Origin of the sequence: Novosphingobium sp. CF614 (assembly GCF_900113255.1) — a bacterium.
Taxonomy (GTDB): Bacteria; Pseudomonadota; Alphaproteobacteria; order Sphingomonadales; family Sphingomonadaceae; genus Novosphingobium.
In genome coordinates, this window is record NZ_FOOR01000015.1 from 1 (window position 1) to 23439 (window position 23439).

Consider the following 23439-nt stretch of genomic DNA (forward strand, 5'->3'; position numbering starts at 1 on the left):
TTGGCGGCTCACGAAAGCAAATGTCGCGATGGGTTCCCGGATACGTCAAACTATGATGGTCTCCCCGGCATAGCCGGGGGATTACCTTTGGGATTCAATACCCCCCTTCAGACTTTGCCAGGGATTGGAGGGCTTGATGCGTTCTGATCTCGAGGCGCTTTTTGGACAGACGTGCGGAGAACTGGATACCTGGTGTCACCCGGCCAACACCGGCCAGATGGCAGCATATCGTTCGCATCAAGGACGGACACGGATGACGGTTCCCGTCCATCGCCGCAACCACCGCGAGCTTTCGACCGTCGTATCCGATCAATTCTCTATTTTCAGGTAGTTATATGGTGAGCCCTGCTGGGTTCGAACCAGCGACCTACTGATTAAAAGTCAGTTGCTCTACCGACTGAGCTAAGGGCCCCCGATGCCGTATCCCGGCTGCGGAAGGGCGTCACCTAGGGATCGGACGAGGCTTGGTCAAGCGGGCTGATAGGTGCCGGATGGTCAAGCCGGTCAGCGGATCGCGCCAGGCTCCGGCGATTTGCGTGGCGGGTTCCAGCACGAAACGGCGTTCGCGAAAGGCCGGGTGCGGGATGACCAGGCTGACCTCGCCGTCATCGCTCGTCCAGGCGCCGCCGTTCCACAGCACGATATCGAGGTCGAGCACGCGCGCGCGCCAGCCCTGGCCGGTTCGCCTGCGTCCGAACCGATGCTCGATCTTGTGCAATTTGCGCAGAACCTTGTCGGGCTCGCGTTTGCAACGCACCACGGCGACGGCATTGGCATAGCGGCGGCGCGAGGGGCCCAGCGGCGGCGTGGCGATCACTTTCGAGGCGGCGAGCACTTCCAGCTTGCCGTGGTCCAGCGCCTCGATCGCGGCGGCTATCACCGCGCGGGGGGAGCCGTGGCGCGGATGGCGCATGTTGGAGCCCAGGGCCACGAGATAACGGTGCCTGCCCATTGTCCCCTGCCCCCTTCAGATGTCCTGCGCGATGCGCGTGTAGAGCTGCGGGCGGCGATCGCGGAAGAAGCCCATGCCGGCCCGGTGCTTCGCCGCCCGGGCAAGATCGAGGGTGGCGATCAGTACGCCGGTCTCTTCCTCGCCGAACCGCGCGAGAAGGTCTCCCCATTCGTCGGTGATGAAGGAATGGCCGTAGAAGGCCTGCCCGTCTTCCACGCCGATGCGGTTGGCGGCGATCACGGGCATGCAGTTCGACACCGCATGGCCTTGCATGGCCCGGCGCCACATGCGGCTGGTATCGAGCCCGGCGTCATAGGGCTCGGAGCCGATCGCGGTGGGATAGAACAGCAGTTCGGCCCCCATCAGCGCCATCACCCGTGCGCATTCGGGATACCATTGGTCCCAGCACACGCCGACGCCGACCCGGGTGCCGAACAGATCCCAGACCTTGAAGCCGTCGTTGCCCGGGCGGAAGTAGTACTTTTCCTCATAGCCCGGACCATCGGGAATGTGGCTCTTGCGATAGGTGCCCATGATCTCGCCATCGGGACCGATCATGGCGAGGGTGTTGTAATAGTGATGGCCGTCCCGCTCGAAGAAGCTGGTGGGGATCGCCACCTTCAGCCCGGCCGCCAGCGCCCGCATGGCGACGACCGAGGGATGCTCGGCGGTCGGCCGGGCGAGCGCGAAAAGTTCCTCTTCCTCGGTCTTGCAGAAATAAGGGCCGGAGAACAGCTCCGGCGGCAGGACGATCCGCGCGCCCTGGCCCGCCGCTTGTTCCACCAGCGTGGAAACCGCCGCGATGTTCTCGCGCTCGTCCAGGGAGCCGAGCGCGAGCTGCAGCGCGGCAACGGTGATTTCGGTCATGCGCCGGGCTCTATCAGTCCCGCTTGCGGAACAGAAGCGTCATCCGGTCGCTTTCGCCCACCGCCAGGTACTTGTCCCTGTCCTGGTCCTTGAGCGTCAGCGTCGGCGGCAGGGTCCAGACGCCGGCGGGCCAGTCCGCGCTGTCCTTGGGATTGACGTTGATTTCCGATTTGTCGACCAGTTCGAAGCCGTTCACTTCCATGAACTTGATAAGATCCGCCTCGCGCAGGTAGCCCTTGCTGCCATCGGCGTAGGAATAGGGTGCGTCCGGCTTCGCCCGGTGCTGGACGATGCCCAGCAGGCCGCCCGGCTTGAGCAGCTCGCGCATGCTCTCGACCTCGCTGTCGGCGATGTTCCAGCGCATCAGGTTGTGCATCATGCGGATCACCAGGATACGATCGAAGGTGCCCTTCTCCGCTTCAGGGACGGCGCCCAGGGTGAAGGCGGAAAACCGTTCCGCCGGCATGCCGGTGAACCTGGCGACATCGGCGGGGTAGTTCGCCGCGCCCTTGCGGATGCCTTCCTGGGTTTCCGGCTTGAAGGCGCCGCTGTCGGGATCGAAATAGAGGCCGACCAGATGCCCCTGCGGCCCCAGGTAGAGCCCGAGCAGGCGCGAATACCATTCGCCGCCGGGCGCATATTCGCCCACTTTCATCAGCGGCCCGACGCCGAAGAACGTCAAGGTATCCACCGGATGGCGATACTTGTCGCGGACCTTGTCCTCCTTGCGCAAGGGATTGGCAGCGGCGAGTTCGAGCAAGGCCTCGCAGCCCTTGCACGCTTCCCTTTCGGCCGCCGCCTCCCCGGCGGTGGCGGCCATGGGAGCGGACATCAGGCCGAGCAGGGACGAGAGGGCGAACAGGATGCGGCGCATGGGCGAGTCTCCGGATGGGGCGGGACGGACGCTGCGAACCTAGACGCACACGCGCCAATGACAAGCCGGACAAGTGTACCTATCTAACGACAATTCCCCGGCTTGAGGACATTTGAGACAATGGAAACGGCAATCGTGGCAGGCGGATGCTTCTGGTGCACCGAAGCGGTGTTTCGCGACGTGATCGGCGTGAGCGAAGTGGAAAGCGGCTACATCGGCGGTTCGGCGCCGGACCCCACCTACAAGCAGGTATGCTCCGGGACCACGGGCCATGCAGAGGCGATCAAGGTGACTTACGATCCACAAGTCATCTCCTACGCCGACGTGCTTGACGTCTTCATGGGCACGCACGACCCCACGCAGCTCAACCGCCAGGGCAATGACGTGGGCACGCAATACCGCTCGGCGATCTTCCCGCTTGACGAGGCCCAGCGGACCGAGGCCGCGGCGGCCGTCGCGCGCTGGAACACGGAGCATGACGGCACGGCCGTCACCACCATCGAAGGTCCGGCGCAGTGGTATCCGGCGGAGGACTATCACCAGGAATACTGGGAAGGCGAAGGCCAGCGCAATCCATACTGCCTGGCGGTAATTCCGCCCAAGCTGATGAAGCTGCGAAAGAGCTTCCAGGACAAGGTAAAGGCGTAGCACCACATGGATCTGAGCCTCACCGGCAAGACCGCTCTCGTTACCGGATCGACCGCCGGAATCGGCCTTGCCATTGCCGAGCGGCTTGCCGCCGAGGGCGTCGAGGTGGTTATCTGCGGCCGCAACCGGGAAAAGCTGGACGCGGCCGAAGTCAAGGTCGCGGCCCTGGGCAAGGCACGCGCGCTCCTTGCCGACCCCGCGACGGCCGAAGGCGCCGAAACGCTCATCGCGGCGGTTCCCGAAGTCGATATCCTCGTCAACAACCTCGGCATCTACGAGGCCAAGCCCTTCGCCGAAATCACCGATGCCGATTGGCACAACTTCTTCGAAGTCAATGTCGTGAGCGGAGCCCGCCTCGCCCGCCACTATTTCCCGAAGATGCTCGCCTCCGGCTGGGGCCGGGTGATCTTCATCGCCAGCGAAAGCGCGCTGATGATCCCGGGCGAGATGATCCACTACGGCATGACCAAGACCGCGCAGCTCGCCATATCCCGCGGCCTTGCCGAACAGACGCGCGGCACCGGCGTTACCGTCAATTCGGTCATGCCCGGACCGACGCGCTCGGAAGGGATCGTCGAGTTCATCCGTTCGGTGGTCGATAACAAGGATGCGCCCGAAACCGAACGCGAGGCGGAGTTCTTCGCCAAGATGCGCCCGCTCTCGCTGATCCGCCGCCTGATCGATCCCGAAGAAATTGCCGCCCAGGTCGCCTTGCTCGCAAGCCCCCTTGGCGCTGCCACCAACGGTGCGGCGATCCGCGTTGAGGGCGGTATTCTTCCTACTATCGCCTGAACGGGAAAAGAACCGGGCGCTTTTTCCTCAGTGCCTGTCCGAGTCCTGCGCGGCCTTGCCGATATCGCCGGGTTCGTTGGCGATTATCTTGAGCACGGCGGCCCATGCATCGACATTCTGCTGCAGCGCCGCCGGATCGATCTTGTCGAGCGTGTCGTCGGGTGTGTGGTGCAGGTCGAAATAACGCGTGCCGTCCTGCCCCAGATCGATCACGGTCAGATGCTGGGCCGCGATGATCGGCCCGACGTCGGCGCCGCCATCGGCGGGCCCGGGATGCGGGACGATACCCATGGGCCAGAGCGCAGCGTTCACCTTGTCTGCCAGTTCCTTGTTCTCCGGCGCGCCCGAGAATTTGATCTGCCAGACGCGATCGGCGCCGAAATCGCTTTCCATGGCGATGGCGTGCGGTTCGCTGCCGTGAAGCTTCAGGTAGTGAGCGCCGCCACCGTCGGCCAAGCCCATTTCCTCGTTGCCCGCCCACAGGACACGGATCGTGCGTAGGGTCTGGCCGCCTTGCTGCGCCGCCAGCGCGGCGGCGGCGACGATCGCGCAGCCAGCCCCATCGTCGATCGCGCCGGTGCCCAGATCCCAGGAATCGAGATGGCAGCCGGCCAGGATGATCGGCAGCGCAGGATCCCGCCCCGGCAGTTCCGCCACCACGTTGCCCGAGGGCGCATCCGGAAACGGCTTGCCCATCAATGTCATGTCGATACGCATCGATCCGCGTCCGGTGATCCGGGCGATCAGATCCGCGTCCGGATTGGAGACCGCGCCCGCCGGGATCGGCGTCACGCCCTTGTCCCAGACCGTCACGCCGGTGTGCGGATTGCGGTGGCCGTCGGTGCCGACCGAGCGGATGACGACGCCGGCCGCTCCTTTTTTCGCGGCGACCGAGGGCCCCTTGCGGCGCACGTCGCCATAAGGGCCATAGCCCGAACCGTCCTGCGCGCGGCGCATGGCATGGTCGATGAAGGCGACCTTGCCCTTGAGTGAACCGTCCGGCGCGGCTTCGAGCGCGGCCAGTGTCGGGAAATAGACCAGTTCGGCCTTGAGCCCGCCCTTTGGCGTGGGCACCGAATAGCCGAGCGCGGTGATCGCCAGCGGCTGTTCGTAAGGCGCGGTCAGCCGCGCGTGCTCCTCCCCGCGCTGCCAGGCCAGCGTCTTGAAGTCCTCTATCCGCACGTTCTGGAAACCGAGCGCCTTCAGCTTCTCGGCCCCCCAGTCCCGGGCGCGACCCTCGGCCGGGGAACCGGCGGGGCGCGGGCCGATCTCGGTAGTGAGTTCCTCCACGATGTTCCAGGCGACGCCGGTGCCCTGGGCGGGCGTCGCGGCGGCGGGGACGGCAAAGGGGGCGAAGGCAATGGCGGCAAGCAGCGCCGCCTGGGGGGATTTGCGCAGCATGGTCAAAGCCTAACCGCTTGGCGGCCGCTTGCCAACCGGCCATTGCTCAGGCGTGCGTCGGTTCCGCAGCGCCCTCGCCCTGGGATACGAACTCGGTCAGGCGGCCCGGTAACCCGTTTGCGCCAGCTTCGAAAAAGGCCAGCTCGATATCGTCCCGCGGATTTCCATCTGGCGGTGGCGTTCGACCGTGGGGCGATGGGACCCACCGTTGGGCTCGCCCCAGACGATCGTCACCCGGCTGCCTTCGGCGGCATGCGCTTCGTCGACAACCGCAAGGGCCACCCAGGCGCCATCGGGCGCGAGGAACGCGGTATATGTGGAAACCCCGACGAGGTTTTCCTGGGCATCCAGCACCGCGTCATAGGGATAGGCGGCATAGTGCGCGGTCGGCACTTCCATGGCCTTGCCGTTCTTGCCCGGCTCCATCTGGCTGCGATAGATCGCGGTAACGTCGTCGGGATCGAGAACGATCGACACCTTCTTGCGGTGCCGGTCCCCGGTCATGCCTTCAAGTGCCGCGCGGCCCATGAAGTCATGATCGAACTTGATAAGGCGGCCATAGTCCAGTTCCCATGGCGTGAAATAGTAGTCTTCGATCTTGTCCGATACGAAGCTTCCGCCCAGCGAGGCGATTCCATCGAAGCTCGCGGCCGGCAGCCATTCGCGGTATTCGCGCATGGCTTCGTTCGAGTAGATCGCCGGCATCGGGCATGGCAGCCAGCCCGAGTCCACCGCCGCGCTGCCGTAGGCGCGTGCGCCGACCTGAAGCAGGCCGAACTCCTTGCCCGCATCGAGGACGGTTGCCTTGATCTCGTCGTAGAGTTCGACCGGCCCCCAGAATTCGAGACCGGGCGCCCCGCCCATTCCGTGGCGCAGCGATCGGAAGCGGCGACCGGCAACCTCGATCGAATCCATCTGGAAGAACCTGGGCTGCTCGATCGGCCCGCCGTTCAGCTTCTCAAGCAATGCCCAGGCACGGGGGCCCTGCACTTCGAAGCGGAAAGTCTTGCGCGGCTTGGTGTTCTGCAAGGTCCGCTCGTCACGATCGCAGCGGACATCAAGATCGGTCTTGCTGGCCTGGTATTCGATCCAGTTGGCCACGGTCGGACGCCCGACGATGTTCACCTGATTCTCGCTCAGGCCGAAAATAATCATGTCGCCGATGAGATGGCCGTCATCCGCGCAGGCGATGAACTGCTTGGCCTTGCTGTCGCCGAAGTTCTTGAAGGTGTTCACCGCCAGCCGGGATACGAACTCCATGACGTCGCGGCCCTCCACGTAGAGATCGGTCATGTGGAATGATTGATCCATCAAGGCGACGCCGTCCCGCCAGGCACGCTGTTCCTCGCGCCAGTTGGAATACTCGGCCGGAATCGGGAATGCATAGGGCCCGGTCTGCGAATTGCGCATCATGGCGAGCGGACCGCCGCACTGATCGATCTTCTCCTGGAGTGAACCCTTCGACATTCCGTCCTCCCATACTGGCCGGCTTTCGCCACTGGCTTGTTGATGGAATCGGTAACCCACAATCGACGGGCATTCTTTGTTGGATGCGACATCCTATCGGACGAACGCGACAACCGGACGCAAGGCGCCGCGCCTTTTGCCATGCCCTCACGCGGCTCGGAGACCATTTTCCAGGCCTGGTGACAGGGCGCTTGCTGGTTCCGGGCGACGCGGTTAACAATCCATGCCGATAACATCGCCAAAACCACAATTTGGCTGAAGGAGAGGCTCTGCAGACGATGCAAGCCAGTTGGCATGAGTTTGTGACCAGTTCGGTCCCGCCGCCACAACGCATCAGGCGTTGGAACGAACTGGGCAGCGACACCCTGTCGGAACTGCGGGTCGATCCACTGAACCAGCAGGAATTCAAGGCCCGGATGCAGCGTGTGGAGATCGGCCGGGTGGGGCTTGTCTTCATAGAAACGACGCCGGCCTCGGCCAGGAGTTCCGCTTCGCATATCGGCGGTTGGGCCGCGCCCGATCGCGATTCGTTCGTCATCACACTGGCCGAACGGGGCAGTTGCACGGTCTCGCAAGACAATTGGTCGGCTGAATTGAACGAAGGCGACATCGTCGTGCGCGATCTGGCCAAACCGTGGAGCAACTGCTCGACACAGGATACGCATCTGACGCTCGTCAAGATTCCCTTCGTCGAAGTGGCATCGAAAATCGCCGATCCGGAACGCATGCTCGGCCGTCATCTCAGATCCGAAATGGTCCCGGTCCGCCTGGCCGCCTCGATCATCCATTCCTGCCGCGAAGCGATCCTGGCGGAGCCGGACGGGCCCTGGCAGCCGTCGCTCCAGGATATCCTGGCGGACGTGCTGAAGCTGATTTTCGACTCGTCGCAAATCGATGAAGTGCTTGCCGGGCAGAAGGCTTCATCCAGTGTCCGGCGCGAAGCGATCGGGTTCGCAATGCGGCATCTTGACGATCCCGATCTCAACGTGGGCGAGCTTGCGCGCGGCATCGGCGTAAGCATGAGGCAATTGCAGCGCGCGTTCATCGAGTACGGGACGACGCCGAGGCGCTTCATCCAGGACCGGCGCCTGGATCGCGCGGCGGAAATGATAGCCGCGATGCCGGACCGTGGTTCCGGCGGAATCACCGCCGTGGCGTTCGCGGTCGGGTTCAACGATGCCAGCCATTTCAGCCGAGCATTCGCACGGCGTTTCGGCTGCTCGCCCAAGCATCATCGCGGTTCGCAGACGCCGCGATAGCATCCCCGTGCCGCGCGGCATCGGCGGATATTCCCGCCGCCACGCCCAGGCCTGCCCGCGGCATCCCCGAAACGCCGCACGATACCACCAAAGTCATTTGGCAAGCCCATATAGGCAAGCAATGTCGTGTTGGTCCAACTCGAAGTCGCACCGGTGCAAGAAGTGCACGAGTTACCCCGGTAACCTCGTCAACGAAGGCTGTGGCTTAAGCCGCCTCGTATAATGGGAGGGGACCCAACATGAAAATCAAGTCCAAGCTATTACTCGCAACGGCATCTGTTGCCGGGATTGCCGTGTCGTTTGCGACCAGCGTGGCGGCGCAGTCGCGACCGGCCGGGGACGATTCCACGAACGATACCGTTACCGGCAACGAGATCGTGGTGACGGCACAGTTCCGCGCCCAGTCGGTGCAGGATACGCCGTTGGCGATTTCGGCGATCAGCGGCGACACGCTGGCCCAGAAGGGTGCGACCGACATTACCGGCGCCGCGAACCTGGCGCCCAACGTGCAGCTTTCGGGCAACGCTGGAAACTTCGGCGGCATGGCCGCGATCTTCATCCGCGGCGTGGGCCAGAGCGACCCGCATTTCGCCGTCGAGCCGGGGGTCGGCATGTATGTCGACGACGTCTATTTCGGGGTTCTCACCGGTTCGGTGTTCGACCTCCTCGACGTGGACCGGGTCGAAGTGCTGCGCGGTCCGCAGGGCACGCTTGCCGGCAAAAACTCGATCGGCGGTTCGGTCAAGCTCTACAGCACGCGTCCCGGGCCCGATACGAACGGCTACATGGAAGTGGGCTATGGATCGCGCAATTCGCTCTACGGCCGCGCGGCGGGTAACCTGACGCTGATCGACGGCAAGCTCTATGCTCGCGTCGCGGCAGGTGCCCAGTACAGCGACGGTTACATGACGCGGCTCGACTATGCCTGCGCGACCGGCAATTTCGCCAATGGAACGCAGCGCACCGACGTCAGCTGCAAGATCGGCGAACAGGGCGGCAAGCGCGTCTTCACCGCGCGCGGCACGCTGCTGTTCACGCCGAGCGATGGCGTCAAGGACACGCTGATCGTCGATGTGACGCGCGATCGTTCGCAGAACCCGGCAGCCAAGACGACGGTGCAATCGGCGCTCTGGGCCGGAACCGCCAACTACATCACCGGCGCTCACAGCTACACCAACTACGAGGATTACATTTCGAGACCGACCGGCGGCTCGGCGGCGGGCCATGCTTTCGTCATGCCCGATACGACCCCGCTCGATGCCTGGGGCGTCACCAACCTGCTCAACATCGAACTCAGCGACAATCTCAAGCTGGACTCGATCACCGCCTATCGCGCGTCGAACGTCACGTTCTCCGCGACCCAGGATGCCGCGCCGGCAAGCATCGTCGACCAGATCTGGAAGCTCGATCACAAGCAGTTCACCCAGGAACTGCGCCTGAGCGGCGATCTGGGCGAATTCGTGGACTGGACCTTGGGCGGCTATTACTATCACGCCTCGGGCACGTCGGGCGGGCGCGTGAACATTCCCGGCGGCCTGGCTGTCGGCGGTGGCGGGCTCAACCTCGACATCCTGTTCCGCGATCCGGTCAAGACCGAATCCAAGTCGGCCTTCCTTCACACCGTGTTCCACCCCTTGGCCGGGCTAAACCTGACCGCCGCGGTGCGTTACACGGATGACAGGAAGGACTTCACGTTCAACCGTTACGATCCCAACGGCTCACCGCACCCATTGCTTGGCGCACTGCTGGACTTCCCGGTTTCCTACAAGGGTGACCGCGTGGACTACCGCCTTGGGCTGGACTACGCGTGGTCGGATGGTTTCATGACCTATGCCCAGGTTTCCACCGGCTACAAGGGCGGCGGCGTCAATCCCCGGCCCTTCTTCACCACCCAGGCCCTGCCCTACGCGCCGGAAAAGCTGACGGCCTATGAAGTGGGCTTCAAGAGCCAGCTGTTCGATCGCCGTTTCACGCTCAACATGTCGGCTTTCCTCAACGACTATACGGACCTGCAAGCCCAGCTGAAGCGCTGCGATTCGATTTCGCCCTTCCCCGGCGCGCCCTGCAACCAGTCCACCAATGTCGGTGACGCACGCATCAAGGGCGTCGAACTCGAAGCGAGCCTCCGCCCCGTCAACGGACTGAGCATCGACGCGTCGGTCGGCTATCTCGACTTCAAGTACAAGCGGATCAACGCGGCAACCAACATCACGCTCGACATGACCAACGTCTATACGCCGAAATGGACGGCAGCCGGCGGGATTCAGTACACTGCGGACTTGGGCGGCACCGGCTCGCTCACGCCGCGTTTCGACGTCTCGTATCGCTCTCGGGTCGAAGGCGATGCCGTCAACGTGGCCGCTTCATCGCTTACACCTCGCACCCTGCTGAACGCCAGCCTGCTGTGGAGCAACGACAGCGAAGATTGGGAAGCCAAACTCGCGGTCACCAACCTCACCGACAAGTTCTATTACCAGTCCGCCTACGCGCAGCCTAGCGCGCCCTACTTCGCGGCCGTCGGCATCGTCGGCGAACCGCGCCGCGTGATGTTCTCGATCAAGCGCCGGTTCCAGTAATACCGAGTTTCATCGACCGCTATTCTTCCCCTCCCTTCGGCGGTTCGCAACAACGAAGGGAGGAGATGAGTCTTATTCCGAGAGACCCCGTATACAACCGGGCGAGCCAGTCCCGTATCGCCAAGGCAAGGCTTCGGCCCGCCCCGGTTGTCGAGGTACGGGCGGTTACCATTAAGCCGTTACGGTCAGGCGCGGAGCAGGCTTGTTGTCATCGCGCGTCGCTCGCCTGTCGGCGGTGACGATACGGTTCTTGCCCGCGTTCTTCGCGGTGTAGAGCGCGGCATCAGCCATCGGGATGACGTCCGCGGCGGCCGTCGACGTTTCCGGCACCGTGGCCACGCCGAACGAGGCGCTGATCGGCACGCCGTGAACCTCGGACAGGCTCTCGATCCTCAGGCGCAAGGTTTCAGCCTTGGTCGCGGCATCGTCCAGCCCGCAATTGGGCAGGATGACCATAAGCTCCTCGCCGCCATAGCGCGCGATGATGTCGGAAGGCCGCAGCGCGCCGACCAATTGGCCCGCGACATCGCGCAGCACCGCATCGCCCTTGGCATGGCCATGATCGTCGTTGAGGCGCTTGAAGTTGTCCAGGTCGATCATGACTACCGATGTCGCGCCGCCGGTCCGTTCGGCCAGGCTGATGTAGCGGTCCAGCGCGTCTTCCGTGTAGCGGCGGTTGTAGAGGCCGGTAAGCGGATCGCGCAGCGACTGTGTGCGCAGCTTTTCGCGCAGGGCGATATTGGACAGGGCGAGCGACATCGAATCCGCGAGCGCCCGGGCAACGCGGCGGATTTTCTTGAGTTCATTGAACGAGTCCTGCCCATCGTAAGACAGGATCAGGAGGCCGAAGACCTGGCCGCGCGCCATCATCGGTACTTCGACCGTCGCGGCCGAACCGATCTGGTGCATGCAGCAAAGCGTGCCGACGCTGGCATCGTTGAGATGGGGCTTGCCGCGCTTGAGCGCCCAGCAATTGCCGGGAAGCAGGATGCTTGCCGGCTCCAGACTCTCCGACTGGCTCCAGGACTTGGCAAGGTCGAGCCGGTCCCTGGAGTTGTTGAAGACATATAGGGCGCCCCCGAGTTCGGGCAGCAGCCGCTGCGCCGTCGCCATCAGCACGGCACCGGCATCGTCATGATCCTCGGCCGCCTGCAGCATGTCGGTCATGGCGAAGAGTTCTTCGATCTGGCGGCCGGTGTCGCGGGCCTGGGCGAACAGGCGCAAATTCTCGTCCATCTGTTTGACGGCACGTTGGCTGGCCAGCACCGCCACGACGAGAATCAGCAGCGCGGCGGCGGCGGCGATCCCGCTCGCAAGCTTGGCCTCCATGCCTGACAGAAAGATCGACAGGATTGCCGCGACAACGCTTACGCCCTGCACCACGTGCAGTACGTGCCGTCGACCGGCCCTGTAGCGCTTCAGGGGATCCAGGATGCCGTCTGTGTCCACCACTTCCAACCCGGTTGTTCTCGATATGGAGACTACACCCAAAATCCTAACAAAACGTAAGGATATACGTGTAAGCCCGGAGAGCGACCAATGGACACGGTTAGTGCAAGTTATGTGCACTAGTAGTCATAAAGAAAAATTCGGCGATTGAATGATTTGTGCGAACAGCCCGGCAAAGCTGACCAAGGTAATGATGCGTGTCGATTTGCCGCCTGATCTCGGCCAGATCGCTTGCGCGGTGGCCGCATGAAAGAGCGAATTTTGCAAGCGGGTCGGGCGGGTGGAAAGTATTCTACCCTGGAATGTTCTTTCGCGGTCCATTCGCGCCCGTGCCCGGTCGCGATGGATGGCGCTCAGTCCGGATGATCGGGAGGATCCGCCTTGAGGACGAGATTGCGCCCCGCGTCCTTGGCCCGCAGCAGCGCATCGTCGGCGGCACGCAAGGCTTCGCGCGCGTCGCGATAGGCGTGGACATCGGCCACCCCGGCGGAAAGCGTGATACGGCCGAACGGCACATCGGTGGACCGGTTGATGAGCCTGCGCGCGGCGATCATCTCGCGCGCCTCGTCGATCACCGCGCAGGCTTCCTCGATCAATTTGTCGCGCAGCAACACGACGAACTCCTCACCGCCGTGGCGGGCGACGTGGCACTTCTCATCGGACATCGTCGCAAGCGATTGCGCCACGGTCCGCAGCACCCGATCGCCGGCTTCGTGACCATGATTGTCGTTGATGCGCTTGAACTCGTCGATGTCGCAGAAGGCGACGCACAGCGGTTCGCCGCTGTCGCGCGTCGCCGCGTATTCTTCGTTGTAGCGCGCCTCGAAGGCGCGGCGGTTGGGAAGACCGGTCAGGTGATCGATCTCCGCCTCGGCGCGGGCATCGGCAAGGCGCTTCTGCAAGGTGCGGGTTTCGCGTTCGGAACGCGTCAATTCGCGCGCGACCTCGCGCGTGCGGCTGAGCATGTCGCGGGCGAGCGTCGTGAGCTGCTGGATCACGTTGCCGCCGCCGCTGTCGATGGCTCCGAGATCGCCGACGTGGGCCTCCAGTGCCGAATTGTAATCGGTGGTGGCCGTGCGCGCCACGCTTGCCGTATTCGCGAATTCGTCGACCGTCGTTTCGAGGCGCAGGATCAGCGCGTGAAGCTGCGCGGCTCCGTTCTCGGTTTCCTGCGCCTGCACCACGTCTTCCAGCCACCGCACCGTTACCGGCTGGTCATCCTCGACATGCGCGGCGACAAGTGCGGCGAGCACGGGATTCGCGCCGGTCACGATGTCGTGGGCGGTGTCCAGCGTGAACGGGGAAATCGGCAAGTTGTTGTCGAGCAGGAAGCGCGTGATGTCGTCCAGGGTCTCGCGGCGGCGCTCTTCACTGGAGTTCGCCGGCGGCGGGCAGACTGCCGGCAAGCGGGCTGGCGATTCGGCCGAAGCGTCGTTCCCCCCGCGCTCGGGTGCGTCGCGCGAATTTGAAGCATCCCCGGTGGCATCGGGGGCGTGGGAATCGTTCTTTCCCCCGCCGAAGCCGAGCCACCGCATCAAGCCCCCCCGGGCCATGCTTGGATCATGTGCCGTCATGTTTACGGTTAACGGCCGCGCGCCGCCAATTTTAAGACCGGCGAGCGACCAAATTCCATAAGTGTGCACAAATGAGCGCGGCCGGGGGGCCGATGTTGCGTATCGATGCGCCAGAAGTTCAGGAACATGGTTAATAATCGTCGGCGGCCGGCTGACGGTCGAGGCGGTCGCGCCTATCGGGCGGGCTCCGGGCTTGAGGCTTCCACGGGCGGCGGCACGGCGATCCGGCGGGCCGAAACGATCTTGATCGGGTCCACCAGCATGTCGCCCTTCATCGCCCCTGCCCCGGCCGTGGCCGAGCGTGGCATGTTCCAGATCTTGCGCACCACATCCATGCCGGCGGCGACGTGACCGAAGGCGGCAAACCCCGCGCGCGCATCTTCGCCCGGCGCCTGTGGGTCGGCGTCGAGCGCGGGCATGTCGGAAATCAGGATGGTGAAGTCCGCCGTAGCCGTGCCGGGTGCGAAACGGGCCATGGAAATGGCACCGGCCTTGTGCAGGATGCCGGTCCGGCTGGTCGGTTCGTGCGCGACCGGCGGGAACAGCCTGGCGGGATCGCGCACGCCGCCTTGCAGCAGGCCGGCGGGTTCTTCGCTCCAGCCCAGGTGCATCGCGCGGTAGAACACCGCCCCGTCCATCCGCCTGCTGTCGACGTACTTGAGGAAGTTGGCGGTCGTCAGCGGCGCGTGAGTCTTGTCGAGATCCAGGGTGATGACACCGGCGGTCGTCGTCAGGGCAACATAGACGTGCTCGACCGGCCGGGATTCAGCGGGGCGGGCCGCATCCTGCGCCGCGCCGGGCGGCGCGGCGAGAACCAGCGCGAAGAGTGCGGCGAGCGCCGCGATCAGCCGGCCCCCACGCACCCCCGCCATCATCGGCTCAGCGCACCCGTGGGCCGCCGAAGGGCAGCGGCGGAGGAGGACGGCGCGCGCCGCGCGGCAGCTGCGCCTGATAGGCGCGACCGCAATGCTCGACGCAATAGGGAAAGCCAGGGTTCACCTTCACCCCGCAGAAGTGGAAGTCCGGTTCGCCCGGATGGCCCATCGGCCAGCGGCAGATGCGATCGTTGAGATCGAGCAGGCTGGTCTTGCCCGCCACTTCCGGGCTCGGCTTGGCAGGAACCAGGCGGCGCGGCGGGGCGGGCGGGATCGGCTGCTGCTGGTCCCCCGGGCCCTGGCGCAGGAAGCCGCCGGGGCCGACCGAAACGATGCGCGGCTGATCCACGACCGGCTTTTCCGTCACCGGAGCCGGAGCGGGTTCCGCCGCACGCGGAGCCGGGGTTTCCGGAGCCGGCGCAGCCACGCGGGTCGCAGGCGGTTCGACCTGGGGCGCCGCCTCACTGGCGAACGGCGCGTCGCTGGCCGGCTTGGCCTTCTTCGGAGCGGGGGCGACCGGACGCACCGGCTTCTCGTTCGCCTTGACCGGCGAAGGGCGCGCCTTGAGGCCAAGGCGATGAGCCTTGCCGATCACCGCGTTGCGGCTCACCCCGCCCAGCTCGTCCGCGATCTGGCTGGCGGTGGCCCCGCCTTCCCACATCTTGGTCAGCTTCTCGATCCGCTCGTCCGTCCAGCTCATTCCCGTTCCATCTTTGTGCGTGAGGCGAAAAGAATCGCCCCGAAATTCCAGACACCCGCTTGCCTCGCAAGGCCGCAGCCGATAGTCGCCGGTCCATGGCCGATCAAACAAATTCGACCGAACTGTTGACTCCCAGCGCGATACCGCAGCCTCGCCGGTTCCCGGCAAAGGGCGAGCCCTTGATCCGCCAGGTCAACTGGGTGGGGCTCAAGACCCTTTATATGAAGGAGGTGCGGCGCTTCTTCAAGGTACAGACCCAGACCATCTGGGCTCCCGCGATCACGACCCTGCTGTTCCTGGTGATCTTCACCGTGGCGCTGGGGCGCGGCGGGCGCGAAGTGCTGGGCGTCAATTTCGCGACATTCGTGGCGCCGGGCCTGATCGTGATGGGCATGATGCAGAATGCTTTCGCCAACGCCAGCTTCTCGTTCCTTTCCGGCAAGATCCAGGGCACCATCATCGATTACCTGATGCCCCCGCTCAGCGAAGGCGAACTGATGCTGGCGATGGTCGCCGCGGCCATCACCCGTGCGGTGCTGGTCGGGCTGGCGCTGGCGGGCGCGATGCTGCTGTGGCCGGGGGTCGACTTGTCGGTGGCGCATCCCTGGGCGGTGGCGTGGTTCGGCCTGATGGGCTCCGTGTTCCTGGCGCTGTTGGGCTTCCTGTCCTCGATCTGGGCGGAAAAGTTCGATCACAGCGCGGCGATCACCAATTTCGTGATCGCGCCGCTCTCGCTGCTGTCGGGCACATTCTATGTGATCGACAACCTGACCCCGGCATTCCAGGCGATTAGCCGCGCAAATCCGTTCTTCTACGTGATCTCCGGCTTCCGCTTCGGTTTCCTGGGTGCCAGCGATATCGGCGATACCAACCTGGCGGTGCTGCATAGCGCGCTGGGGCTTGGCCTGCTCAACGCGGTGCTGGCGCTGATCGTCTACCTGGTCCTGCGTTCGGGCTGGAGGCTGAAGGGCTGATACCAGGTCTCCCGGAGAGGGCACGGCCCTTGCGTAATCGCGGATCGCATCCACGAAACTGACCGAATTGCGCATTAACGGAATGTAATCCTTCTTTCGCCTACGGTTTCCTCGTGTCTCGCCATCGTACAAAGAACGCGATCCGCAAATCGCCGGTGGCGAGCTTCACGGCGCCCATCGTATTGGCTGCTCTCAGCATCGCGGCATTGATCGTCGCGATGCTCCTGTGGTCGGGGCGAGAGGTCGATCGCATGGCCCACCAGCGTGACCGCTCGATCGTGACGCTGGTGCTCGAACAGAGCATGGAGCGCATCGCCCATGCCCAGGAATCCACGACGATATGGGACACCGCCGTGATCGAGGCGCACAAACGTCCGCTCGACATGGCATGGATGGACCGCAACCTGGGCATCTGGTTCAACGAATACGCGGGCTTCGATGAAGTCTATGTCCTCACCTCCACCGGCCAGCCGATCTACGCCATGCGCGGCGGCAAGCGGGTCATTCCGGAAAACTACATCGCCGTGGAGGACGTGGCGGGACCGATGGTGACCAGGCTGCGCCACACCAACGTCATTCCCAAGACGATCGACGGAGATATCGCCATGCTGTCTCCGGGGCAGGCCGATTTCGCCATAGTGCGTGGCCGCCCGGCAATCATCAGCGCCAAGCCGATCCTTTCGGACAGCGGGAACATCAAGGAAAAGCCCGAAGACCAAGCCGTCCACCTCGGCATCGTCTTCCTGGACCAGGACTTCTTCGCACGGATCGGCAGTCAATATGGCCTTGCCGACGCACGCTACCAGATCGCGGACGGCGCGGACGGCGGCGAATCGTCGGTCGCGTTGCTCGATCACCGCCGGCACGTCATCGGCTACCTGGTATGGAGGCCCTTCGCGCCCGGCCAACAGGTAACGATCATGATGGCGCCGGTGCTGGCCCTGGTCATCCTGCTTTCGATCGGGGTGATCTGCATGCTGGCCAACCGGCTCGCCAGCCGCACCATCGATCTCGACGAAAGCCGTCTCCAGGCCCAGCATCAGGCGATGCACGATGGCCTGACCGGGCTGGCGAACCGTGCCATGTTCGAACAGCGGTTCGACGAAGCGTTGGGCCGCTCGCGCCGACACAACACGCCGCTGGCCCTGCTTTTCATCGATCTCGACCGCTTCAAGAAGGTCAACGATACGCTGGGCCATCCCGCCGGCGATCTGCTGATCGAGCAAGTCGCGCGCCGCCTCGTCGCCGAAGTGCGCGGCTATGACGTTGTCGCCCGGCTGGGAGGCGACGAATTCGCGGTCCTGATCGGCGAGCCGGACCAGGTCGCGATCGACGGCGTCTGTTCCCGCATCGTCTCGCAGCTGGGACTGCCTTTCAGCGTCTCGGGCGCGCAGACCTACATCGGCGCCAGCATCGGCGTCGCGATCGCCCCCGATCACGGGTTCGACCGCACGGAACTGACCCGCAAGGCGGACATCGCGCTCTACCGCGCCAAGGCGGAAGGGCGCAGCCGCTACGTCTTGTTCGATCCCGAGATGGACGAAGACGTGCGTGCGCGCGAAGCGATGGATCGCGAACTGCGCAAGGCGATGGCCGACTGCGACAGCCAGTTGAGGATCCACTACCAACCGGTCTTCTCGGCACGGACGGGAGCCATCACCGGTGTCGAAGCGCTGCTGCGCTGGCAGCACCCCATAAACGGTCTCGTCACGCCGGACGCCTTCATCCGGGCAGCCGAAGAAACCGGGCTGATCGAGGTGCTGGGGCAATGGGTGCTGCGCCGCGCGGTGGAGGATGCCAAGGCCTGGCCGGGCCTTCGCGTCGCGGTCAACGCCTCGCCGATCCAGGTCCGCAGCCGCAAGTTCGTCGATTGCGTCACCAGCGCGCTTGCCGAAAGCGGCCTGGAAGCGGAACGGCTCGAAATCGAAATCACCGAGACCGCGTTGATGGCGGCCTCCAGCGAAGTCACCACGGCGCTGCGCGACTTGCGCAAGCTGGGCATCACTTGTGCTCTCGACGATTTCGGGACCGGCTATTCCTCGCTCAGCCACATCCGTGACATCGCGGTCGACCGCATCAAGATCGACCGGTCGTTCGTCCACGCGGTGAATACCGTGCCAGGGGCGGCGCTGGTGGAGGCGATCGTCAGTCTCGCGAGCGCCAATGGCCTGCAATTGACCGCCGAGGGCGTCGAGACGGACGAACAGTACGCTTTCCTGCGGCGGGTGGGTTGCCACGAAATTCAGGGCTACCTGCTCGCCCGTCCGATGCCGGCCGAGCAAGTCACGGCGTTGCTGCAAGATTTCCAACCCACGCCGCGGCTGCCTTCCGGAGGCAGCCCGCCGATGATGATCGCTTAGAATGTGAAGGCGGCTGCTTCCAGCAGCCGCCTTCACCAGGCTTCGACCAGCGCAGGACGAGCGGGAGGCGCGCGCCTCGCGACGACGAAGAGAGGGAGCCTCGCTGCAAGAGACCTGGTACTGTCCCGCGGACGTCTGGTCAGACCTTCCGCAATCAGGCTTCCGCGAGCTGCGCGAAATCGGTCAGTGCCGCATCGCGCAGGCCCCGCCAGACGCGCGCGGCCTGGACAGTTTCTGGCACATCGTGGACACGCAGGATATGGGCGCCGGCCTCCATCGCCCTGACCGCCAGCGCAATCGAACCGCCCAGCCGCTGATGCGCCTGCGCTTCGCCGGACAGGGCCCCGATCATGCGCTTGCGGCTGGCCCCCACCAGCAGCGGCTGGCCCAGCGCGTGGAACAGCGGCAGTGCGTTCATCAGCGCCAGGTTCTCGGAAACCGACTTGCCGAAGCCGATGCCGGGATCGAGCACGACGCGGCCCGGCGCGACACCGGCCGCGATCACCTCGTCGCGCCGCGCGGCCAGCCAGTCGAACACGTCGAGCACGACGTCGGTATAGTCGCCGTCCGCGTGCAGGTCGTCGGCCCTGCCCGGCGCATGCATCAGCACCACCGGCGCGCCCGAGGATGCCGCGAGTTCAAGGCTGCGCGGGTCATAGCGCAGCGCGGAAACGTCGTTGATGATGTGCGCGCCGGCCGCCAGGCTCGCTTCCATCACGGCGGGCCGGCGGGTATCGACGCTGATCGCCGCGCCCATCGCGGCGAGCCGCTCCACCATCGGCACCACGCGCTTGAGTTCATCGCCTTCCCACACCGCGGCGGCGCCGGGACGAGTCGATTCCCCGCCCACGTCGATGATCGCTGCCCCCGCTTCGAGCATGGCGGAAGCATGATCGCCGGCGATCCGCGGATTGTCGAGGAACTCGCCGCCGTCGGAAAAGCTGTCCGGCGTCATGTTGAGGATGCCCATGACCTGCGGCTGGTCGAGCCGGATGGTGCGGGTCCCGCCCCCATTCAACGCAAGATGCAGCGGGGCGTGGACCTTACGCAAGTTCGCCCACTGCGCCTCGCCCGCGGCGCCGAGATCGGCGGGGAGCGCCGCGAGCGCGGCGGGCATCCCGGCTACCGCGACGCGCCGCCGCGAAACGACCTTGCCGCCCTCGCGCACGATCAGGGCAAAGCGGCTGGCCCAGACCATCGCGCCGCCCAGCCGCACGGCCTCTCCCTCCTCGCTCTGCGGACTTTCGGCGAGGGCGATCGGGCGGATGTAGAGCATGCGGGTCATGAGCTGCGTCCTTAACCCCTTCCCTGGTCATCCTGAACCTGTTTCAGCATCCATGGCGCCGCCAAGTCGGCCACCCGATCGGCAAACGGCAAGTGCAGTGCATCTGCTTACGCTCCTCGTTTGCCTGAGTGATGGATCCTGAAAGAAGTTCAGGATAACGGCCATTGATGAGAAGCTATCACGGCTCCGTCGCGAGCAGGTAGAGTTGGCGGATCGCGTCGAGCGGCTTGATCTCGCCCTCGTGCTCCATGTGCCAGAAGGTCCAGCCGTTGCACGATGGCGCCCCCTGCACCTGGGCGCCCAGGCCATGGATCGAGCCGCTGGCACCGTCCGCCGCGAGCGAGCCGTCGGCCCGCACGGTTGCCGCGAAACGGCGTTTCTTGTCCATGACCAGGGTGCCCGGCGCGATCCAGCCGGTCTCGACCAGGGTGCCGAACGCCACTTTAGGCGCGGTGCGCCTGCTTTGCATGGTCGTGAGCGCGGATTCGTCGAGCGGCAGCGCCATTTCGATGCGTTCGATCGCCGCCTCGCGGTAGTTACCCTCGCGCTCGCAGCCGATCCAGTCGCGCCCCAGCCGCTTGGCGACCGCGCCGGTGGTGCCGGTCCCGAAGAAGGGATCGAGCACGACATCGCCCTTGTTGGTCGTCGCCAGCATGACGCGGTAGAGCAGCGCCTCCGGCTTCTGCGTCGGGTGAACCTTGTGGCCGCCCTTCTTGAGCCGTTCCTGCCCGCCGCAGATCGGCAGCACCCAGTCCGACCGCATTTGCAGCTCGTCATTGAGCGTCTTCATCGCGCGGTAGTTGAACGTGTACCGCGCCTTCTCGCCCATCGAGGCCCAGATCAGCGTTTCATGGGCATTGGTGAAGCGCGTGCCCTTGAAGTTGGGCATCGGGTTCGCCTTGCGCCAGACGATATCGTTGAGGATCCAGAACCCCATGTCCTGCATGATCGCGCCGACGCGGAAGATGTTGTGGTACGATCCGATCACCCAAATCGAGCCTTCGGGCTTGAGCACCCGGCGCGCCTCGGCCAGCCATTCGCGGGTGAACTGGTCGTAGGCGGCGAAGCTGGAGAACTTGTCCCACGCGTCGGTGACAGCATCGACATGGCTGCCGTCGGGACGGGAAAGGTCGCCGCCCAATTGCAGGTTGTAGGGCGGATCGGCGAAGACCATGTCGACGCTGGCGTCGGGAATGGTGCGCATCGCCTCTATGCAGTCGCCCGGAATGATGCGGCCGAGCGGCAGCAGTTCCTTCGGCGTGGGCGCCGGCGCCCGCGCGCGAAGCCGTTCCTTGACGAGTACCTGCCCCATGATCGCTCCGATGAAACCGTGACTGCACAATTTTGATTTGACGCCATGGTGAGTCCTCGCGGACTCCACGTCAAGCCGCGACTCGCAGGAAATCCTGGCGATTCCGGAATCCATTCGGCGGAACAAAACGAATCCGGCACAAGATGTCGAGTTGCCGGCGTCCGGGGGAACTCAAGATATGGGGGCTGTTACCCGCCGGACTCGGTCGAAATTTATTATCGAGTCGCTGCCGCCTACAGCAACCGCAGCTGCGCGACCGGAGCGAAGCTGCGGCGGTGATGCCGGCTCGGGCCATGGCGGCGCAACGCTTCGAGGTGTTCGCGCGTGCCGTAGCCGGCATTGCGTTCCCAGCCATAGTGCGGATGCGCCTGCGCCAGTTCGCGCATCATCCGGTCACGATGCTCCTTCGCCACAATTGAGGCGGCCGAGATGCAGGGCTCGATCGCATCGCCGCCGACGATCGCCCGGGCATTCCAGCGCCACTCGGCAGTGCGTCCGTGCGGGGTAAGGTTGCCGTCGACCAGCACTTGCGCCGGCTCCTCTCCGAGCTGGCCGCACAGCGACAGGACCGCGCGGGTCATCGCCAGCATGGTCGCGCCGAAGATGTTGAGGCGGTCTATCTCCTCCACCTCGCACACGCCCACCGCCCAGCGGCAGCGCCGCTTGATCGTCGCTTCCAGTTCGGCCCGGCGCGCCTTCGAGAGCTTCTTGGAATCGTCGAGCCCGGAAGGCCGGGGCTTGCACAGCACCACAGCCCCCGCCACAACCGGCCCGGCGAGGGGCCCACGGCCCGCTTCGTCGACGCCGACGACGAGGCCTTCCACACGCGGGGCACCGGACCGGATAACGAGCGTTGAGACCGACATGACCTTGCGATTCTTCCTTCCCTTCGTATCCTCGCTCGCCATCGCGGTCGCAAGCTGCGGCCATGCCGCATCGGGGGAAAAGGCCGACGCCGCATCGTCGCCGGACGAACCCTTCAAGGTCGAGCGGGTGGCGGGGTTCGACGAGCCCTGGGCCATGGATTTCGACCAAGGCACCGGCATCCTGTTCGTCACCGAGAAGAAGGGCAGCATCCGCTATCGCATGCCGGACGGGCGGATCGGCGTGGTAACCGGCGTTCCCAAGGTCGAGTATGGCGGCCAGGGCGGACTTGGCGACTTCATCTTCGCGCCGGGGCAGACCGGCGCCACGCTGGACCGCCGCGTGGTCTATCTCAGCTGGGCGGAAGCCGGCACCAGGGACACGCGCGGCGCGGCGGTCGGCCGGGCGGATCTGGCCTGCCTGGCCCGGACGAGCTGCAAGCTGGAAAACCTCAAGGTCATCTGGCGGCAGCAGCCCAAAGTCACCGGACGCGGCCACTATGCGCACCGCCTGGCCTTTTCGCCCGACGGCAAGTACCTGTTCGTCAGTTCGGGCGAGCGGCAGAAATTCACCCCGGCGCAGGACCTAGGCACCAATCTCGGCAAGATCGTGCGCCTGCTGCCTGACGGCAGACCCGCCCCCGGCAATCCCTATGCCGACAAGCCTTCGCCCACCAACCAGATCTGGACTTACGGCCACCGCAACGTGCTCGGCCTCGCCTTCGATGCCGAGGGCCGGCTCTGGGGTCTCGAACACGGGCCGGCGGGCGGCGACGAACTCAACCTCATCGAGCCGGGCAGGAACTATGGCTGGCCGCTGGTCTCGAACGGCGATCATTACGACGGCAGGCCGATCCCGCGCCACGCCGCTCGCCCGGACCTTGCCGCCCCGGCGATCAGCTGGAATCCGGTAATCGCCCCGGGTGACTTCATCTTCTACAGCGGCGATCGGTTTCCCGCGTGGAAGGGCCAGGCGCTGATCGCCTCGTTCGCGGTTCCAGGCCTCGTGCGCGTGCGCATCGACGGGGCCAAGGGCGTGGAGGAAGCTCGCTATCCATTCGACAACCGCATCCGCGAAATCGAGCAGGGCCCGGACGGCACGATCTGGCTGCTGGAAGACGGCGCGGCTCCGCAAAGCGGCCACCTGCTCAGGCTGGTGCCATCGGCACCCGCGAATTGACCCGCGAATTGAATCGACAAAGGAGGGCGCC

The 23439-nt window shown here is 65.0% G+C and carries 20 protein-coding genes and 1 tRNA gene; 7 read left to right on the plus strand and 14 right to left on the minus strand.

All coding sequences use genetic code 11. The features are described 5' to 3' along the window. Positions 1–336: 336 nt before the first annotated feature. The 4 genes from BM052_RS14370 to BM052_RS14385 form a co-directional block, all read right to left on the minus strand. A tRNA-Lys gene (locus BM052_RS14370) sits at positions 337–412 on the minus strand. A 30-nt stretch (positions 413–442) separates the two neighbouring features. After that, positions 443–952 (minus strand): 2-amino-4-hydroxy-6-hydroxymethyldihydropteridine diphosphokinase, encoded by a 510-nt coding sequence (gene folK / locus BM052_RS14375; protein WP_091148005.1) that lies wholly within the window; start codon positions 950–952, stop codon positions 443–445. A gap of 15 nt (positions 953–967) precedes the next feature. Continuing rightward, positions 968–1819, minus strand: a complete 852-nt coding sequence (gene aguB / locus BM052_RS14380; RefSeq protein WP_091148007.1) for an N-carbamoylputrescine amidase — start codon at positions 1817–1819, stop codon at positions 968–970. Positions 1820–1832: 13 nt separating this feature from the next. Further along, a complete protein-coding gene (locus tag BM052_RS14385) occupies positions 1833–2693 on the minus strand; it encodes a class I SAM-dependent methyltransferase (protein ID WP_091148008.1) in 861 nt (286 codons plus the stop codon). Positions 2694–2813: 120 nt separating this feature from the next. Here BM052_RS14385 and msrA point away from each other — a divergent pair, with 120 nt between their 5' ends. Further along, positions 2814–3341 (plus strand): peptide-methionine (S)-S-oxide reductase MsrA, encoded by a 528-nt coding sequence (gene msrA / locus BM052_RS14390; protein WP_091148010.1) that lies wholly within the window; start codon positions 2814–2816, stop codon positions 3339–3341. Between the two features lie 6 nt (positions 3342–3347). Next, the gene (locus BM052_RS14395) at positions 3348–4133 is read left to right on the plus strand and encodes an SDR family NAD(P)-dependent oxidoreductase (RefSeq protein WP_091148012.1); all 786 of its coding nucleotides are present in this window, start codon (positions 3348–3350) and stop codon (positions 4131–4133) included. Between the two features lie 27 nt (positions 4134–4160). Here BM052_RS14395 and BM052_RS14400 read toward each other — a convergent pair whose 3' ends face one another. Then, the gene (locus BM052_RS14400) at positions 4161–5534 is read right to left on the minus strand and encodes a M28 family peptidase (RefSeq protein WP_091148013.1); all 1374 of its coding nucleotides are present in this window, start codon (positions 5532–5534) and stop codon (positions 4161–4163) included. A 96-nt stretch (positions 5535–5630) separates the two neighbouring features. Next, positions 5631–7001: an aminomethyltransferase family protein gene (locus BM052_RS14405; protein ID WP_091148015.1), complete on the minus strand. Its 1371-nt coding sequence runs from the start codon at positions 6999–7001 to the stop codon at positions 5631–5633. Positions 7002–7303: 302 nt separating this feature from the next. Between BM052_RS14405 and BM052_RS14410 the strand changes: the two genes are divergently transcribed. Together BM052_RS14410 and BM052_RS14415 are read left to right on the plus strand one after the other, a co-directional pair. Further along, the gene (locus BM052_RS14410) at positions 7304–8260 is read left to right on the plus strand and encodes a helix-turn-helix domain-containing protein (protein ID WP_177198495.1); all 957 of its coding nucleotides are present in this window, start codon (positions 7304–7306) and stop codon (positions 8258–8260) included. Positions 8261–8499: 239 nt separating this feature from the next. Then, on the plus strand, positions 8500–10836 hold the full coding sequence (locus tag BM052_RS14415; protein ID WP_091148017.1) for a TonB-dependent receptor: 2337 nt from the start codon (positions 8500–8502) through the stop codon (positions 10834–10836). Positions 10837–11007: 171 nt separating this feature from the next. On the opposite strand, the gene BM052_RS14420 is transcribed toward BM052_RS14415, so the two are convergent. From BM052_RS14420 to BM052_RS14435, 5 genes are all read right to left on the minus strand, one after another. Continuing rightward, the gene (locus tag BM052_RS14420) at positions 11008–12288 is read right to left on the minus strand and encodes a sensor domain-containing diguanylate cyclase (protein WP_143084856.1); all 1281 of its coding nucleotides are present in this window, start codon (positions 12286–12288) and stop codon (positions 11008–11010) included. A 123-nt stretch (positions 12289–12411) separates the two neighbouring features. After that, entirely contained in the window at positions 12412–12606 is a 195-nt protein-coding gene (locus tag BM052_RS19575) for a hypothetical protein (RefSeq protein ID WP_143084857.1), read from the minus strand. Between the two features lie 32 nt (positions 12607–12638). Continuing rightward, positions 12639–13820, minus strand: a complete 1182-nt coding sequence (locus BM052_RS14425; RefSeq protein WP_255406158.1) for a GGDEF domain-containing protein — start codon at positions 13818–13820, stop codon at positions 12639–12641. 212 nt (positions 13821–14032) lie between these two features. Further along, positions 14033–14731, minus strand: coding sequence for a peptidylprolyl isomerase (locus BM052_RS14430; protein WP_369821543.1), 699 nt, complete (start codon positions 14729–14731; stop codon positions 14033–14035). A 7-nt stretch (positions 14732–14738) separates the two neighbouring features. Next, positions 14739–15434 carry a GcrA family cell cycle regulator gene (locus BM052_RS14435; protein ID WP_091148024.1) on the minus strand — a complete coding sequence of 232 codons (696 nt, stop codon included), beginning with the start codon at positions 15432–15434 and terminating at the stop codon, positions 14739–14741. A 95-nt stretch (positions 15435–15529) separates the two neighbouring features. On the opposite strand from BM052_RS14435, the gene BM052_RS14440 reads away from it, so the two are divergent. Together BM052_RS14440 and BM052_RS14445 are read left to right on the plus strand one after the other, a co-directional pair. Beyond that, positions 15530–16408, plus strand: a complete 879-nt coding sequence (locus BM052_RS14440) for an ABC transporter permease (RefSeq protein WP_091148026.1) — start codon at positions 15530–15532, stop codon at positions 16406–16408. 182 nt (positions 16409–16590) lie between these two features. Next, the gene (locus tag BM052_RS14445; protein ID WP_255406160.1) at positions 16591–18768 is read left to right on the plus strand and encodes a putative bifunctional diguanylate cyclase/phosphodiesterase; all 2178 of its coding nucleotides are present in this window, start codon (positions 16591–16593) and stop codon (positions 18766–18768) included. A 154-nt stretch (positions 18769–18922) separates the two neighbouring features. Here BM052_RS14445 and folP read toward each other — a convergent pair whose 3' ends face one another. From folP to BM052_RS14460, 3 genes are all read right to left on the minus strand, one after another. Next, complete coding sequence (gene folP, locus BM052_RS14450) at positions 18923–20053, minus strand: dihydropteroate synthase (RefSeq protein WP_091148027.1); 1131 nt, start codon at positions 20051–20053, stop codon at positions 18923–18925. Between the two features lie 178 nt (positions 20054–20231). After that, positions 20232–21365, minus strand: coding sequence for a site-specific DNA-methyltransferase (locus BM052_RS14455; RefSeq protein WP_091148029.1), 1134 nt, complete (start codon positions 21363–21365; stop codon positions 20232–20234). Positions 21366–21598: 233 nt separating this feature from the next. Continuing rightward, the gene (locus BM052_RS14460) at positions 21599–22231 is read right to left on the minus strand and encodes a ribonuclease HII (RefSeq protein WP_091148031.1); all 633 of its coding nucleotides are present in this window, start codon (positions 22229–22231) and stop codon (positions 21599–21601) included. On the opposite strand from BM052_RS14460, the gene BM052_RS14465 reads away from it, so the two are divergent. Then, complete coding sequence (locus BM052_RS14465; protein WP_091148033.1) at positions 22230–23408, plus strand: PQQ-dependent sugar dehydrogenase; 1179 nt, start codon at positions 22230–22232, stop codon at positions 23406–23408. The genes BM052_RS14460 and BM052_RS14465 overlap by 2 nt on opposite strands. Positions 23409–23439 lie beyond the last annotated feature (31 nt).